This window comes from Streptomyces odontomachi (assembly GCF_024435355.1).
Classification (GTDB): Bacteria; Actinomycetota; Actinomycetes; order Streptomycetales; family Streptomycetaceae; genus Streptomyces; species Streptomyces odontomachi.
Window position 1 is genome coordinate 1 of the sequence record NZ_JAMJWG010000009.1, and the last position, 15,236, is coordinate 15,236.

Consider the following 15,236-nt stretch of genomic DNA (forward strand, 5'->3'; position numbering starts at 1 on the left):
CTAGATCGCCTCGTTGCCCTTGAGGGTGTCGATGTCGGTACGGCTGAGGTTGCCCACCACGGCTCCGGTGCCGGCGGTCACGCCCAGGCTGCTCGACGGGAAGATGCCGCTGATGGCGATGCCCTGTTCCGTCAGCGCCTGCACGATCGACCGCAGGTTCCCGTTGGCAGCGGAGTCACCCTGGGTGAACACCTGTGAGGCCAGGTAGACATGACCGGATCCGACCTGCCGGATCGCGCTGACGACGGTGTTCATCGAAGGCCCGGAGCCGTCGACGTGGGTGATCCAGCCCCTCCCGTCGGCCACCGCCGCGACGATCACGCAGTCGCTCGCGCCGCCGCTCCACAGCACGTCCATCTGGCCCACGGCCTTCTGGGTCTCGCCCATGCCGACCATGGCCGCCGCCTCGCCGGCGGAGCGACCACCGAGCAGGGTCTCGGCGTTGCCGATCGCGCGTTGCACGGCCGGCGCCTAGTGCACGGCGGACGACGATCCCTCGGCGGCGGCCTCGTCCGGAGGGGCGCTGTCGTGCGCGCCCGGCGCCGCCGGCCCGGCCAGTGCCCGGGTGGCGTTCGCCTCCGCCTCCCGCTCGAACCGGTCGGACGGGTCGCTGATCCGCAGCCCGGCGCCGTGGTCCGTGCCGGCCACCGCGCCGCTGCGCTGCTGGATGACATGGGTCAACTCGTGGGCCAGAGTGTGCTGGTCGTCACCGCCGGCGCCCACCACGATGTGGTTGCCCGAGGTGTAGGCGCGGGCGCCGATCTCCGCCGCCGAACGCTGCGCCGTGGTGTCCGCGTGCACCCGCACGGCGCTGAAGTCCGCACCCAGCCGGCTCTCCATGTCCCTGCGCACCGGCTCGGCCAACGGCGCACCGGGCGTGCGGAGCACCTCGTGCACGCTGGTCTCCGTGGACCGCTGCACCGCCGGCTCGGCCTCGTCCGCCTGCTGCAACGCCCGGGCCACCGCGGTGTTCCCCGCGGACCGCTGGAGCGCGGTGACCTGCGCGGGCGAGAGCCGTCCGCCGGGTCGGTGCGGGCCAGGGCCGGTGTCCTGAGCCGCCGTCGGCCCCGAACCGTGCACGGCGGGGCGCACTGCCGCCCGGTGCGGTTGCTGCTGCTCCGACTCCTGTCGCTGGACGGCCACGGCGACCCACTCCTTCTCGTTCACGGCTCGCACGGTGGGGGACTCGTCCCGTCGTGTCCGTCCTGCCATCTAGGCACAGCCGGACGCAGCACACCAGGACATCGGGGGCAGAACCCGTTGCCCCTCCTGTCACTCCCGACCGAACGACCCGGCCGCCCGTCCCGGCCGCCCGTCCCGACCCGGCACCCGCCCCCGTCCAACCCCCAGCGCACCACGCTTCCGTATGCTCAGGGGCATGACCGAGACCAGCGGGCTTGACCCCGAGGACCGCAAGATCGTCACCCTGGCCCGTTCGGCGCGGGCCCGTAACTCCGTGCCCGAAGGGGCGGCGGTACGGGACGAGACCGGGCGCACGTACGTGGCGGGGACGGTCGCGCTGGACTCGTTGCGGCTGAGCGCACTCCAGACCGCGGTTGCGATGGCGGTGGCGTCCGGGGCGACGTCGCTGGAGGCCGCGGCGGTCGTCACCGAGGCGGACACGGCACCCGAAGCGGACCGCGCCGCCGTCCGGGACCTCGGCGGCACCGGCACCCCCATCCTCCTCGCGGGGCCCGACGGCGCGGTGCACACGACGCTCACGGCGGGCTGACGCGCTCGCCGGCCCGCGTTCCGGGCCTCGCGGACGTGCCGTGCCTCCCCCTCGGGCGCTGCCATCATGGGGGAGAGGGGCCTGGGCACCGGCGGCCGGCTGGTGAGGACGTGTCAGTTCCGACAGAGGATGTACGCCATGATCGGTGACCGGTGGGGCGTGAGCGCCAGCGAGGTCGTGCGCGACTATCCGTGCGACCACTTCGTCACCTCGCCCACGCTGGAGGCATGGCGGGGCGTGCACGTGGCGGCGACCGCAGAAGCGGTATGGCCGTGGGTTGCGCAAGTGAGACTTGCGCCGTACTCCTACGACTGGGTCGACAACCTCGGCCACCGCTCACCTCGCGAGTTGGTGGGCCTTCCCGAGCCGCGCGTCGGAGAGACGTTCACCGCCACCGGCGGGCGCAAGCTGGGCCGGATCGTCTCGGTCGACCCGGGGAAACAGCTGACGGGCACGGTCATGGGCGCCTTCATGTCCTACGTCGTCGTGCCCCAGGACCACGACACGACGCGACTGCTGCTCAAGGTCGTCATGCGGACCAGCCGCTGGGCGGCACCCGGACTGTCCGTCGGCGACCTGATCATGGCTCGGCGGCAGCTGCTGAACCTGAAGCGACTCGCCGAGCGCCACCAGCACCAGGGCGCGCCCCGGGAATAGTGCGGCGTGAGCGGGGCGCGGCACCGGACCTGCCGGCCCGCACCGTCGGCGCGTGCCGGGATGCGGGACCGCCGGAACGAGGTGTCCCGCATCGGCTGGAACGGACGCCGTCGCAGGCCACGGGAGGGGCCCCTTGTCGTCTCCCCAGCCCACAAGGCGCCGGTGGGGGGACGTGGTTGTTCGTCAGAGGGCGTCCGGACCCCGTTCTCCCGTGCGGACCCGGACGACGGAGTCGACGGGTGTCGCCCACACCTTCCCGTCGCCGATCTTGCCGGTCCACGCCGCGCGCACGATCGCGTCGATCACGGCGTCGGCTTCCGCGTCCTCGACGACGACCTCTATGCGCACCTTGGGCACCAGGTCGACGCGGTACTCGGCGCCCCGGTACACCTCGGTGTGCCCGCGCTGCCGGCCGTACCCGCTCGCCTCGGTGACGGTCAGGCCGTGCACTCCGTGGGACTGGAGGGCGCTCTTGACCTCGTCGAGGCGGTGCGGTTTGACGACCGCCGTGATCAACTTCATTCGGCCGGGCTCCGTTCCTTCGTCTTGAGGCCGGGCGCGTAGGTCGGGGTCTGGGGGGCGCCGTGGCCGAGCACCCCGTGATCGTAGGCGCTCTCCGCGTGCAGCGTCTGGTCGAGGCCGGTCATTTCCTCCTCGGCGGTGGCCCGGAAGCCCATCAGCTTGTGGATCACCAGGCCGATGCCGTACGTCACCCCGAAGGTGTACGCGGCCACGGCGACGACGGCGACGGCCTGCCTGCCGAGTTGGGCGGCCCCACCGCCGTAGAAGAGGCCGTCCTTGCCGTCGGTCATCGTGGCCGTCGCGAAGAGGCCGATGAGCAGCGTGCCGATGACGCCGCCGACGAAGTGGACGCCCACCACGTCCAGCGAGTCGTCGTAGTTCAGCCGGAGTTTCCAGGCCACCGCGTACGAGCAGACGACGCCCGCGGCGAGCCCGACCACCGCGGCACCGGGCAGCGCGACCGTGCCGCACGCCGGGGTGATCGCGACAAGACCGGCGACCGCGCCGGAGGCGGCGCCGAAGGTGGTGGGGTGGCCGTCGCGGCGCTGCTCCACGAGGAGCCAGCCGAGCAGGCCGGTGCTGCCGGCGACCACGGTGTTGAGCAGCGAGGCCGCGGCGAGACCGTCGGCGGCGAGCGAGGAGCCGCCGTTGAAGCCGAGCCAGCCGAACCACAGCAGCCCGGCGCCCAGCACCACCAGCGGCAGGCTGTGCGGGCGCATCGCGTCCTTCTTGAACCCGATGCGCGGCCCGATGACCAGCGCGACGGCGAGCCCCGAGGCACCCGAGGCGATCTCCACCACCAGGCCGCCGGCGAAGTCCAGCGCGCCCAGCGAGTGGGCGATCCAGCCGCCCGGGCCCCACACCCAGTGCGCCACGGGAACGTATACGAGCAGGGTCCACACGGGCACGAAGACCAGCCAGGCCGTGAATCGGGTGCGGTCCGCGATCGCACCACTGATGAGGGCCGCGGTCACCATCGCGAAGGTGAGCTGGAAGGTGCTGAACAGCAGGGTGGGAACACTGCCCGTGACGGTGTCCGGGCCGATGCCCGCCATGCCGAGGTGGTCGGCGGCACCGATGAGCCCGGCGAACGCGTCGTCTCCGAAGGCCAGCGAGTAGCCCGCCACGAGCCAGACGACGGTGACGAGCGCGATCGAGACGAAGCTCATCAGCAGCATGTTCAGCACGCTCTTCGTGCGCACCATGCCGCCGTAGAAGAGCGCCAGGCCCGGGGTCATCAGCAGCACGAGGGCGCTCGCCGCGAGCAGCCAGGCGGTGTCGCCGCTGTCTATGCCGGCGGCGTGGGCGCCGGCCAGCGGGATCGGGGTCGTCACGGTCTGCACAGCTCTCTCCTCCGGGTGGACCCTCGGGCAAGCGCCTCCCCGGATGCGGGCAGCACGGGGCGACTCCAGGAGCGTCGCTGGCGTGCGTTTCGCGCCGGGCACGCCGGTGTTTCCGCGATGTTTCGTGTTGCCGGAGCGTTTCCGGGGCCTCACCGGCCGGTGCGGGAGGCCGGTCGTCGGGGCGCCGGGGGAAGGGGCGTGCGGTGCGGAGAGTGATGCACGCCGGGGTGCGGGGGGTGGCGCGCACGCGGCGTCGGGGGAGCGGTCGCGCGGGCGCGGCAACGGCGGGTGTCCGGGCAGTCCCGCCGATCGGCGAGAATGGTGCTCATGAGTGCGCGCACCCAGCCGACCGAGCCGGCCCGAGAATCCCACCGGGCAGGCTTCGCCTGCTTCGTGGGTCGCCCCAACGCGGGCAAGTCCACCCTGACGAACGCGCTGGTCGGCAAGAAGGTGGCGATCACCTCCAACCGTCCGCAGACCACCCGGCACACCGTGCGCGGCATCGTGCACCGCCCCGACGCCCAGCTGGTGCTCGTCGACACCCCTGGCCTGCACAAGCCCCGCACCCTGCTCGGCGAGCGGCTGAACGACGTGGTGCGCACCACCTGGGCGGAGGTCGACGTGATCGGCTTCTGCCTGCCCGCCGACCAGAAGATCGGCCCCGGTGACCGCTTCATCGCCAAGGAGCTGGCCGGGATCCGGAAGACCCCCAAGGTCGCCATCCTCACCAAGACCGACCTGGTCGACCCGCGGACCCTCGCCGAGCAGCTGATCGCCGTCGACCGGCTCGGCAAGGAGCTCGGCATGGAGTGGGCGGAGATCGTGCCGGTGTCTGCGGTGCGACACGACGCGGCCGGCACGGCGGACGGCGGCGCCGTTTCGGACGACGGCGACGGCGGCGACAGCGCGGGTGGCGCCGGCCGCCCGACGCCGCCCGGCCAGGTGGCCCTGCTCGCCGACCTGCTCGTCCCGCTGCTCCCGGAGAGCCCTGCGCTCTACCCCGAGGGCGACCTGACCGACGAGCCGGAGCAGGTCATGGTGGCCGAACTGATCCGCGAGGCCGCCCTGGAAGGCGTACGGGACGAGCTTCCGCACTCCATCGCGGTCGTCGTGGAGGAAATGCTGCCCCGCCCCGACCGCCCCGCGGACCGCCCCCTCCTCGACATCCACGCGAACGTCTACATCGAGCGCCCCAGCCAGAAGGGCATCGTCATCGGCCCCAAGGGCAAGCGCCTGAAGGACGTCGGCATCAAGTCCCGCCACCAGATCGAGGCCCTGCTCGGCACGCCCGTCTACCTGGACCTCCATGTGAAGGTCGCCAAGGATTGGCAACGGGACCCCAAGCAGCTGCGCCGCCTGGGGTTCTGAGGGGCGCAGGGTGGGCACGGCGTGCCCCTGCCCCCTGGGGGCGTGAGGAACTGCGCGAGCAACCCCCCACCGGCCCGGTGGTCCGGACACGACAGGGACAGCCCCCTCGGGTCGGTGGCGATCCGACGGTCTCGTCGCGGCTGGTCGCGCCCACGCCGCGGAGCGGCACATCGACACAGCCCCGCGCCCCTGAACATGGCGCCGAAGGCGCCTACAGCTTCCCGGCGACTTCCGCGACGAACTCGCCGTCGTCCGCGAGATCAGGCGCACCGAGCTCACCCAGCACGGCGCGCACCGCGTCGGTGGGGGGTAGCCGCCAGGCCTGGCGGAGGCGGTCGGCCGCCGGGTCGTCGACGTCCTGGTCTCGGGTGTGGCGCGCCCAGGCGGCCAGCGCCCGGGTCAGGACGGGGGTGGCGGCACCCGCGGCGCGCAGCTCTCGCAGGGGTGCCAGCCAGCGTTCGGGGATCTTGAGGGAGCCGTCCGTCGCGATCTGCCGGATGCGGTGCTGGACGGCCGGGTTGGCGAACCGGGTCAGCAGGCTCTCGACGTAGGTGTCGACGTCGAGGCCCGCCGCCGGGGTCAGGCTCGGGGCGACCTCCGCAGCGTAGGCCCGTACCACCGGCTCGCCCCACGCGGTGGCCATCACATCGGCCACGGTCTCGCACCCCGCGGCCAGGCCCAGGTAGGCGAGGAGCGAGTGCGCGCCGTTGAGCAGCCGCAGCTTCATCACCTGGTACGGGGTGACGTCGTCGACCAGCTGGGCCCCGGCGCTCTCCCACCGCGGCCGGTCGGCGGCGAAGGTGTCCTGGAGCACCCACTGGAGGAACGGCTCCCCGGTCACCGCCCCCGCGTCCCACAGGCCGAGCTGCGCGGCGGCACGCTCGCGGTCCGCCGCGGTGGTCGCGGGCACGATGCGGTCCACGACGGTGGCGGGGAACGCGACCGCAGCGTCGATCCACTCCAGCAGGCGGTCGCGGTCCCGCCATCCGCTCGCGGCGACGAAGTCGAGCACCAGACGGCGCACCCCCCGGCCGTTGTCCGCCATGTTGTCGCACGGGACTACGGACAGCGGCGCACCGGTGTGCCGGCGTGCCCGCAGTCCGGTGGCCAGCTGGCCGATGACGGTCACGGGCACCGGGGCACCGGCCAGATCGCTACGCACCTGGGGATCGTCCAGGGCGAGCCCACCGCCCGCCGGGTCACGCCGGTAGCCCTTCTCGGTGACCGTGGTGGTGACGACGGAGACGTCGGGCGCGGCGATGAGCTCGGTGAGCCGCGCCCCGTCGTCGGCCGCGTGCAGCACCTCGACGACCGAGCCGACCACGCGGGTCAGCGGGCCTTCGGGTTGACGCACCGTCAGCGAGTAGAGGCCGTCCTGCGGGCGCAGCGCGTCCACCACGGCGCGGCTGCGTTGCGAGACCCCGGCGATGCCCCACCCGGCGGAGTGCCGGGCCTCGGCGGTCTCGGTGCAGACGGCCTGGTGGGCGCGGTGGAAGGCGCCGATGCCCAGGTGCACGATCCGTGGCCGCAGCTCCCGCGGGTCGACCAGCGGACGGCACCGGGGTGGCAGGGCGCCCCACGTGGCGCGGGACAGTCGTTCGGGAGCGCTCACCAGTCGTGCACCGACCCGTCCGTCCTCCGGCCGACCGGCAGGTACTTCGGCTCGTACGGGAAGCGGGCCGCCGCCTCCTCGTCGAGCTCCACACCGAGCCCGGGCGCCGATGACGGGTACAGGGCGCCGTCCCGCAGCTCGTAGCCGGTCCTGAACACCTCATGGGTGAGCGGGGAGTGCGCCATGTACTCCTGGACGCCGAAGTTCGGCACGGTCACATCGAGGTGCACGGCGGCCGACAGGCTCACCGGCGACAGGTCCGTGGCGCCGTGCGAGCCGGTGCGCACCTGGTAGAGCTCGGCGAGGTGGAAGATGCGCCGCAGATGGGTGATGCCACCGGCGTGCACCACCGAGGCCCGGATGTAGTCGATCAACCGCTCGGTGATGAGCTGCTGGCAGTCCCAGATGGAGTTGAAGACCTCGCCGACCGCGATCGGCGTGGTGGTCGCCCGGCGGATCTGGCGGAAGGATTCCTGTAGCTCCGCGGGGGTCGGGTCCTCCATCCAGAACAGCCGGAGCTCTTCGAAGGCGCGGCCGAGCCGGCCGGCCTCGGTGGGGGTGAGCCGGTGGTGCACGTCGTGCAGCAGATGGAAGTCGAAGCCGAACTTCTCCCGCACCTGACCGAGGCAGCTCGGCGCGAAGTCGAGGTAGTCCTCGGTCGACCACAGCTGCTCCTCGGGGAGCGCGGTGGCCGCCGGCTCGTAGATCGCGCCGTGCCGCACCCCGTAGCTGCCCGGCGAGCCGGGCACGGCGGCCTGCGCGCGGATCGCCCGGTAGCCGAGGTCACGGAAGCGCGCGACGTCGTCCAGCAGCTCCGCCACGCTGCCGCCGCTGGCGTGCCCGTAGACCATGGCGCCGTCCCGGGCCCGGCCGCCCAGCAGGTCGTACACCGGCATCCCGGCGACCTTGCCCTTGATGTCCCACAAGGCGGTGTCCACGGCCGCGATCGCGGTCATCGTCACCGGCCCGCGGCGCCAGTAGGCGCCCTTGTAGAGGTACTGCCACATGTCCTCGATGCGGTCCGGGTCGCGGCCGATCAGCAGCGGGACCAGGTGGTCGCGCAGATAGGCGGCGACGGCGAGTTCGCGGCCGTTCAGGGTCGCGTCGCCGAGCCCGGTCACGCCGTCCGAGGTGGTGATCTTCAACGTGACGAAGTTGCGGCCCGGCGAGGTGATGATGACCTTCGCCCCGGTGATGGTGGCCATGTGCGGTGCTCCTCAATCGTGCCGTGCCGGCGGCCGGCGGTGGGCGTCGGCACGACACGGTGTGGTTCTGGTCGGACGGTCAGCCGCGCGCGACGCCCACGGGTGCGTCCGGTGCGCCCGGTGCGTCCGGTGTGTCTTCGGAGTACGGCGCGGCGCTGTCGTGCGGCCAGTGCGCGTACTCCCGTCCGCCGAGCCGGCCGGGCGCGGTCTCCGGCATGAAGCACAGCGCCACGATGCTGACCGCGATGAGCGCCGCCACGTACAGCGCGACCCAGCCGTACGAGCCGTCGCCGGCCAGCAGCAGCGCGGCGGCGACCACGGTGAAGGGGCCGCTGGCGATCATCGAGCCGAACTGCCAGACGATCGAGATGCCGCTGTACCGGGCGGTGGAGGGGAACAGCTCGGGGAAGTACGAGGCCTGCGGGGCGTAGCTGCCGGCGTGGCCCAGGGCCAGGCCCGCGATCAGCAGCAGCACGATCACGGCCATGTTGCCGGTCTGGATCGCCCTGAACGCGGGGACGACCAGGATGAGGTTGAGGACGGCCGCCGCCAGGTAGACCGGGCGCCGGCCGACCCGGTCGGTGAGCCGGCCCAGCAGCGGGATGGCGACGAGCTCGGCGCCGACCGCGATGAGGACCGCGTTGAGCACCATCCCGGTGTCGACGCCCTGGTCCTTGGCGTAGGTGACGAGGAAAACGGTGTAGAAGGGGAAGACCGCTGCCTCGACGAACTTGGTGAACAGGCCGCCGACGATCTCGCGGCGGTTGTCGCGCATCAGCAGCTTCAGCGGGGAGGTCCGGGCCGCCTGCGTCTTCCTCGCGGCCTGGAACGTCGCGGACTCGCTGACCCGCAGCCGGATGACCAGACCGAAGATCACCACGAGCGCGCTGAGCAGGAACGGGATGCGCCAGCCCCAGGCGAGGAAGGCATCGTCGGACAGCTGGGAGGTGAGCAGCGCGAACAGACCCGTGGGGATGAGGTAGGCGGCGGGGGAGCCGAGCTGGACGAAGCTGGCGTAGAAGCCCCTTCTGCCCGGTGGCGCGGCCTCGGCGGTCAGCAGCGCGGCACCGCCCTGCTCACCGCCGACGCCGAAGCCCTGGACCAGGCGGACCAGCACCAGGATGACCGCGGCCCAGATGCCGATCTCGTCGTAGGTGGGCAGCAGGCCGACGGCGAACGTGCCGAGGCCGGTCAGCAGCAGCGTGAAGACCAGGGCTCTTTTACGGCCGATCCGGTCGCCGACGACACCCCAGACCAGGCCGCCCAGCGGCCGGGCGAAGAAGCCGACGGCGTAGGTCGAGAAGGCGGCGAGGGTGCCCACCGCCGGGTCCACCTCGGGAAAGAAGACCTTGTTGAAGGCGAGAGCGGACGCCGTGCCGTAGATGAAGAAGTCGTAGTACTCGGCAACGGTGCCGATGACGGACGCCCCGACGATGCGCCGGAGCTCCTTGCGTGGTGTCGCCACCACCGGTGAGACGCGGTCGAGTCCGCTCATGGGGCTGCCTCCTTGCAGTCAACACTAAGCGCATCCTGATGCACGTGGTCGGCTACCATACAAGTGCATTACAGCTACCATACAAGTGCATCAGTCGGGTGGCGGCAAGCGAAGGAGACCGGGATGACATCCACCGAGGGCCTGGGGCTGCATGCCGCACGCGCCCGGGGCCGCAACACCCGGCAACTGGTGCACGAACTGCTGCGCTCGCGGATCATCAGCCTGGACCTCGCCCCGGGCGCCGCCCTGTCGGAGAACGACCTCGCGGCCGAGCTGGGCGTCAGCAGGACCCCGGTACGGGAGAGCCTGATCCTGCTCGGCGAGGAAGGGCTCGTCGACGTCTACCCGCAGATGGGGACCTTCGTCTCGCGCATCCGGGTCAAGGACATCGCCGCCGCGCAGTTCCTGCGCGAGGCCCTGGAGTGCGCGGCCCTGCGGGACAGCGTGACGAGCGCGACCGCCGACGACGTGAGCGAGCTGCGGGACCTGCTGGCGGCCCAGACGGCGGCCGGGCAGCGCGACGACGCCGAGGGCTTCTTCCGGCTCGACGAGGAGTTCCACGCCCGGCTCATGGCCGCCGGCGGGCATGCCCAGGCGTGGCCGGTGGTGAGCCAGGCCAAGGCGCAGCTCGACCGGGCGCGCCGGCTCTCCCTGCCGCTCACCCAGCAGCTGTCCCTGCTGACCGGCCAGCACACCGCCGTCGTCGACCTGCTGGAGCAGCGTGATCTGGACCGGGCCGACGAGGCGCTCCGCGCGCACCTGCGGCTGGTCTTCAAGGACGTCGAGACCATCAGGACGCAGCATCCGGAGCTGTTCAGCGACACGGACGCCCCCGTCCGCCCGCGCCGCGAGCCCCGGCGCCCCACCGGCGCCCCCGGCCTCGGCTGATCCCGACCGCCGTGCGCGCCTCTCGCGGCGCGCGTCACCGCGTGCGCCGCACGACGACCGAGGCTCACACCTTCCCGGTCAGGTCTCCGCGGGTGCTGCGATGTCGAACTCCGCCAGCCAGCCGAGCAGTTCCCGGCGGTGCGTGACGACGAGGCGGCCACCGGTGAAGCGCGGGTCGTGCGTGACCTCGGCGACGCAGTACTCGGGCGGCCGGAAGGCGCGGGCCGCCATGTCGTCGTCGAACTCGGCCTCCGCCAGCACCAGCCCGTGCAGGGGTGGCTCGAAGACGTCGATCCCCAGCGGCGGCACGCTCACCCGGGTCTTGGCCAGTACCTCGGCGGGCAGCGCGGCGAGCAGGTCGTACTCGGCCGGAGAGAGGTACGTGGTGGTGATCAGGCCTTGGACGTGCGCACGGTCGGTGCGCTGGCCGTGCGCCGGGATCTTCTGCGTGAGCTTCAGCCGGAGCGTGCCGGCGTCGTGCGCCGCGTCCGCCGGGCTCTGCGCCCCGTCCAGGAACTCCTCGCGCCGCAACCGCAGCCGGGTGCCCCGCAGATAGCGGTCGGTGATCCGCCGCCGCACCACGACCCCCGCCGGCGGCGGCCCGGTCAGCAGGAACCTTCGCTCCCGCTCGACCCGGGCGTATTTCCCCTCGTTCACGGCAGTGCTCCCTCTCGTCCACGTGCGCGCTCGTGCGGTTCTACTGATTGCCCACGCGTGCACGTGCCGTCTCTCCGATCGTCCACACCTTGCTTTCGGGTAGGGTGCCCGGTCCTTCAAGGCTAGGGCGAATGCCCGCTCCCGCGTGGCGGGGGGAAGTCGAATCGCCGTCACAGCGATTCGGTGTTGCGGAAGGTGTGGCGCTGAGGTCGCTCTCAAGCAGGCGCAGTATCTCGGAGTTGAGGGACCGCCGGGCGGTGGTCGCCTGGTCTGTCAGCCGTTGGTGAAGGTCGTCGGGGAGGCGAAGCGTGAACTTGATCATGCCGTAATGCCGCTATGATGATGGCATGTCATGGTTTCGGTAGTGCCCGACGAGTGGGCAGGCGGGCGTCATGCTCGACCACTGCGCGCACGCGAGGTATGTGTGGAACCTGGCCGTCGAGCAGCATGCGCACTGGTACAAGGGCCGCAAGGCCGCGCCCGGGTTCGCCGAGCAGTGCCGCCAGCTCACCGAGGCCCGGCGTGCCAACGCATGGCTGGCCGCCGGGAACGCTGATGTGCAGCAGCAGGCCCTGAGGGACTTCTCCAGGGCCAAGAATGCCAAGTTCACCTCCGGCTTCGGCGAACCGACCTGGCGCAGGAAGTACGTGCACGAAGGCTTCCGTGTCATCGGCACCGATCGGGTGCCGGAGTTCGAGGCGGACGGGTCGCCGAAACGGAACACCCATAGCGGCAAACAGGTCATGGCCCGCTTGGTTGTGGTGCACAAGCTCAACCGCCGATGGGCTCAGGTGAAGGTGCCCGGCTGCGGTTGGGTGAAGTTCCGTCTGACCCGGCGTGAGTTACCGAAGGCAAAGACGTTTCGCGTCACCTACCGTAACGGCCGGTGGCACATCGCCTTCGCCATCATCCCCGGGTCGATCGACGCGCCTGGCACGGGCGAGGTCATCGGCATCGACCGGGGTGTGAAGATCACTGCCGCCCTCTCGGACGGGCGGAAGCTGAACTGCCCGCAGCTGACCGTGAAGGAACGGGCGCAGATCCGCAAGCATCAGCGCCGGGCCGCCCGCGCACCGAAGGCCAGTGCGGCCAAGACCGCCGCGTACGCCAGGGTCGCCAGACTCAAGGCACGCGAAACTGACCGGCGTAAGGACTGGTGCGAGAAGACCAGCACGATGCTCGCCCGCACCTATGACCTGGTGCGGTTCGAGAAGCTGAACATCAAGAACATGACCGCCTCCGCCAAGGGGACCGTCGAGCAGCCCGGCAGGAACGTACGTCAAAAGGCCGGTCTGAACCGGGCGATCCTTGCCCAGGGCTGGGGCCTGCTCCGGCGGCGTACGGAGCACAAGGCCCCCGGCCGGGTCGAGGACATCCCCGCCCCGTACACCAGTCTGCGTTGCTCCGCCTGTGGATGGATCGAGAAGAACTCGCGCAAGAGCCAAGCCGAGTTCGTCTGCGTGTCCTGCGGCTTCACCTGCAACGCTGATGAGAACGCAGCACACAACGTCGCGGCAGGACAGGGCGGGATCCCCCGCCCCCGGCGCTCAGCCGGTGCCGGAGGGGTGACAGCGGCCACCAGCCGTTCGAGCGCCCGTGAACCTCAACCCGTCCGGGTTGGAATCCTCCTCGTTTAAAGAGGGGGAGGATGTCAAAAGATCGCGATCCCCGTGAAGGTGTACGAACTGCGCACCGGCAAGCTGGTGGCCCACCGCAAGGTGCAGATCAGCGGCTCCAGCTGCCCCAGCAAGCTGCACTACACCACCCCCTACGGCCTCACCGACATCGGTCCGCCCTCGGACGTTCAGGTCAAGGCGTCCGACGGCGACGTGCGTGCCGCCTTCAGGTCGCTGATCCAGCGGTGACCGGTGGTGACCCGTGGTGAGGCCCCGGAAGGCAGGGCCCCCATGGATGAAATCCTTTTCACGCCCAGGTAAGCTGGAGAAATCTGCGCGCGAAAGGATTCGGACACAGGTGGTGACGATCCATGACGTGGCGCGTGCCGCCGGAGTTTCGCCGGCGACCGTGTCCCGCGTCTTCAACGGCGGCAATGTCACGCCCGCGCGCGCCCTCTCCGTGCAGCAGGCCGCTGCTGCGCTGGGCTTCGCTCCCAACCGGGTGGCGCGGTCCCTGCGCAAGCAGCAGTCGAGCGTGATCGGCCTGGTCATCCCGGACATCGGGAACCCGTTCTTCACCTCGCTCGCCCGAGGCGTCGAGGACGCGGCACAGCGCACCAGCCTCTCGGTCGTGCTGTGCAACTCCGACGAGGACACCGAGAAGGAGCGCCGCTACCTCCAGGTGGCGCTCGGCGAGCAGATGGCGGGCGTGATCGTCGCCGCGGCCGACCGGGACCGCACGGACCTGGGGCCGCTGATCGAGCGCGGCATCCCCGTCGTCGCCGTCGACCGCCGCCCCCACGAGGCCGACGTGGACGCCGTCATGGTGGACAACCGCCACGGCGGCGAGGTCGCCACCCGGCACCTGCTCAAGGCGGGCTACTCCAGGGTCGCCTGCATCACCGGCCCGGAGGGCGCCTCGACCTCGGAGGACCGGCTCGCCGGCTACCGATCCGCGCTCGGTTCGGCCGCGGGCCTGGAGGGGCAGGCCCTGTCCCCGGAGACCGCCCGTGCCTACGTGCGGCACGCCGACTTCCGTGTGGAGGGCGGGCGGCTGGCGATGCGCGAGCTGCTGGCGCTGCCGGAGCCGCCCGACGCGGTGTTCGTCGCGAACAACCTGATGACCATCGGTGTCCTGGAGGCGCTGCGCGAGGCCGGGCAGGAGCCGCCGGGCTTCGGCGTGCTCTCCTTCGGCGACATCCCGTGGGCGTCCCTCGTACGCCCCTCGCTGACCACGGTCGAACTGCCCTCTTACGAACTCGGGCGCACCGCCGCCGATCTGCTGCTCCAGCGCATGTCGGGCAGTTCGGCCGCGCTCCAGACGGTGGTGTTGCGCACCACCCTGCACGCCCGCGAGAGCACGGCGGGCCCGGAGCCCGGGGCCTGAACCCCGGGGTCGGGCCCGCCGCCACGCTCCCGGCGAGCGGGTCGCCCTCTAGTCGCCGCGTTTCAGCAGGAGGCGGGCAGCCGGGCGGCACGGCCGGCCGATGTCGGTGCACCGCTTCTCGAAGTCCGGCGGAAGCCAGCCGCGTCCCAGCAGCCGAGGGTGGGCGGGGAACGCGGTGATGGCGGCCAGGACGAACAGCAGGGACGCCCAGGGGGTGTGGAGCTGGACGGTCGTCTGCTCTCCGGTGTTGATGTCCCGGAAGCTGGTCTGGAAGACGTCGGGTGCGACGAGGTCGATCGTGTCCAGGCCGGTCCAGGCCAGGTCGAGCCAGTACTGCGGGTGCCCGAAGTAGGCCTTCCGCGCGGTGACGGTGACCTCGCCGGGGCCGTCCACCATCCAGCGCGGTTGCGCGTCGTTCGCGGCGGCACGGCGACGGGCGGAGTTGCCTAGGGCCGAGCCGGCGATGCTGCCGATCACCAGGGCGGGGCTGCCGAAGGCCACGACGCTGTGGTGCATGTAGCTGCCGTCGCCGAGCGCCCGCCAGGTCAGACGCTGCGCGGGACCGACGGCGAGCGCGCGGTCGCCGGGCTCGAGCCGGGCGGCGGTGGCGATCAGCGGGCGCTGTTCCAGCCGCCCTTCGGCCAGGTCGGCGAGGATGTCGCACGAGTACCACAGATACTCGTCGAGCTGGGACCACGCCGGCTGTTGCGCCATGCCGGAGGGAGGCGCATAGGGGTTGTCCACTGTCTCTCCG

Annotated in this window: 17 protein-coding genes; 7 read left to right on the forward strand and 10 right to left on the reverse strand. The window is 71.7% G+C overall.

The window, feature by feature from the left end:
* Together NQO67_RS19370 and NQO67_RS19375 are read right to left on the reverse strand one after the other, a co-directional pair.
* On the reverse strand, positions 1-462 hold the full coding sequence (locus NQO67_RS19370) for a hypothetical protein (RefSeq protein ID WP_255951321.1): 462 nt from the start codon (positions 460-462) through the stop codon (positions 1-3).
* Between the two features lie 9 nt (positions 463-471).
* A complete protein-coding gene (locus NQO67_RS19375; RefSeq protein WP_374119035.1) occupies positions 472-1,167 on the reverse strand; it encodes an eCIS core domain-containing protein in 696 nt (231 codons plus the stop codon).
* A gap of 211 nt (positions 1,168-1,378) precedes the next feature.
* Between NQO67_RS19375 and NQO67_RS19380 the strand changes: the two genes are divergently transcribed.
* Together NQO67_RS19380 and NQO67_RS19385 are read left to right on the forward strand one after the other, a co-directional pair.
* On the forward strand, positions 1,379-1,732 hold the full coding sequence (locus tag NQO67_RS19380) for a cytidine deaminase-like protein (protein ID WP_255951322.1): 354 nt from the start codon (positions 1,379-1,381) through the stop codon (positions 1,730-1,732).
* 138 nt (positions 1,733-1,870) lie between these two features.
* Positions 1,871-2,389 carry a hypothetical protein gene (locus tag NQO67_RS19385; protein WP_255951323.1) on the forward strand — a complete coding sequence of 173 codons (519 nt, stop codon included), beginning with the start codon at positions 1,871-1,873 and terminating at the stop codon, positions 2,387-2,389.
* Positions 2,390-2,572: 183 nt separating this feature from the next.
* On the opposite strand, the gene NQO67_RS19390 is transcribed toward NQO67_RS19385, so the two are convergent.
* Positions 2,573-2,911 (reverse strand): P-II family nitrogen regulator, encoded by a 339-nt coding sequence (locus NQO67_RS19390; RefSeq protein ID WP_255951324.1) that lies wholly within the window; start codon positions 2,909-2,911, stop codon positions 2,573-2,575.
* Complete coding sequence (locus tag NQO67_RS19395) at positions 2,908-4,254, reverse strand: ammonium transporter (RefSeq protein WP_255951325.1); 1,347 nt, start codon at positions 4,252-4,254, stop codon at positions 2,908-2,910. Before NQO67_RS19395 ends, NQO67_RS19390 begins: the two co-directional genes overlap by 4 nt.
* Positions 4,255-4,581: 327 nt before the next feature.
* Here NQO67_RS19395 and NQO67_RS19400 point away from each other — a divergent pair, with 327 nt between their 5' ends.
* Entirely contained in the window at positions 4,582-5,622 is a 1,041-nt protein-coding gene (locus NQO67_RS19400) for a GTPase Era (protein WP_255951326.1), read from the forward strand.
* A 211-nt stretch (positions 5,623-5,833) separates the two neighbouring features.
* Here the strand turns inward: NQO67_RS19400 and NQO67_RS19405 are convergent, their stop codons facing one another.
* The 3 genes from NQO67_RS19405 to NQO67_RS19415 form a co-directional block, all read right to left on the reverse strand.
* The gene (locus NQO67_RS19405) at positions 5,834-7,234 is read right to left on the reverse strand and encodes a mannitol dehydrogenase family protein (protein ID WP_255951327.1); all 1,401 of its coding nucleotides are present in this window, start codon (positions 7,232-7,234) and stop codon (positions 5,834-5,836) included.
* A complete protein-coding gene (manD, locus tag NQO67_RS19410) occupies positions 7,231-8,439 on the reverse strand; it encodes a D-mannonate dehydratase ManD (RefSeq protein WP_255951328.1) in 1,209 nt (402 codons plus the stop codon). The genes NQO67_RS19405 and manD overlap by 4 nt, the downstream gene beginning before the upstream one ends.
* A gap of 79 nt (positions 8,440-8,518) precedes the next feature.
* The gene (locus NQO67_RS19415) at positions 8,519-9,934 is read right to left on the reverse strand and encodes an MFS transporter (RefSeq protein WP_255951329.1); all 1,416 of its coding nucleotides are present in this window, start codon (positions 9,932-9,934) and stop codon (positions 8,519-8,521) included.
* Between the two features lie 123 nt (positions 9,935-10,057).
* On the opposite strand from NQO67_RS19415, the gene NQO67_RS19420 reads away from it, so the two are divergent.
* Complete coding sequence (locus tag NQO67_RS19420; RefSeq protein ID WP_255951330.1) at positions 10,058-10,822, forward strand: GntR family transcriptional regulator; 765 nt, start codon at positions 10,058-10,060, stop codon at positions 10,820-10,822.
* A gap of 78 nt (positions 10,823-10,900) precedes the next feature.
* Here NQO67_RS19420 and NQO67_RS19425 read toward each other — a convergent pair whose 3' ends face one another.
* Complete coding sequence (locus tag NQO67_RS19425; protein ID WP_255951331.1) at positions 10,901-11,479, reverse strand: CYTH domain-containing protein; 579 nt, start codon at positions 11,477-11,479, stop codon at positions 10,901-10,903.
* A gap of 40 nt (positions 11,480-11,519) precedes the next feature.
* Entirely contained in the window at positions 11,520-11,801 is a 282-nt protein-coding gene (locus NQO67_RS19430) for an Arc family DNA-binding protein (RefSeq protein WP_255951332.1), read from the reverse strand.
* 70 nt (positions 11,802-11,871) lie between these two features.
* Here NQO67_RS19430 and NQO67_RS19435 point away from each other — a divergent pair, with 70 nt between their 5' ends.
* The 3 genes from NQO67_RS19435 (at position 11,872) to NQO67_RS19445 (ending at position 14,482) form a co-directional block, all read left to right on the forward strand.
* Positions 11,872-13,116, forward strand: coding sequence for an RNA-guided endonuclease InsQ/TnpB family protein (locus NQO67_RS19435; protein WP_255951333.1), 1,245 nt, complete (start codon positions 11,872-11,874; stop codon positions 13,114-13,116).
* Positions 13,117-13,149: 33 nt separating this feature from the next.
* A complete protein-coding gene (locus tag NQO67_RS19440) occupies positions 13,150-13,344 on the forward strand; it encodes a hypothetical protein (RefSeq protein ID WP_255951334.1) in 195 nt (64 codons plus the stop codon).
* A gap of 109 nt (positions 13,345-13,453) precedes the next feature.
* Positions 13,454-14,482, forward strand: coding sequence for a LacI family DNA-binding transcriptional regulator (locus tag NQO67_RS19445; protein WP_255951335.1), 1,029 nt, complete (start codon positions 13,454-13,456; stop codon positions 14,480-14,482).
* 48 nt (positions 14,483-14,530) lie between these two features.
* Here the strand turns inward: NQO67_RS19445 and NQO67_RS19450 are convergent, their stop codons facing one another.
* Positions 14,531-15,226, reverse strand: a complete 696-nt coding sequence (locus NQO67_RS19450) for a hypothetical protein (RefSeq protein ID WP_255951336.1) — start codon at positions 15,224-15,226, stop codon at positions 14,531-14,533.
* Between the last annotated feature and the right edge of the window lie 10 nt (positions 15,227-15,236).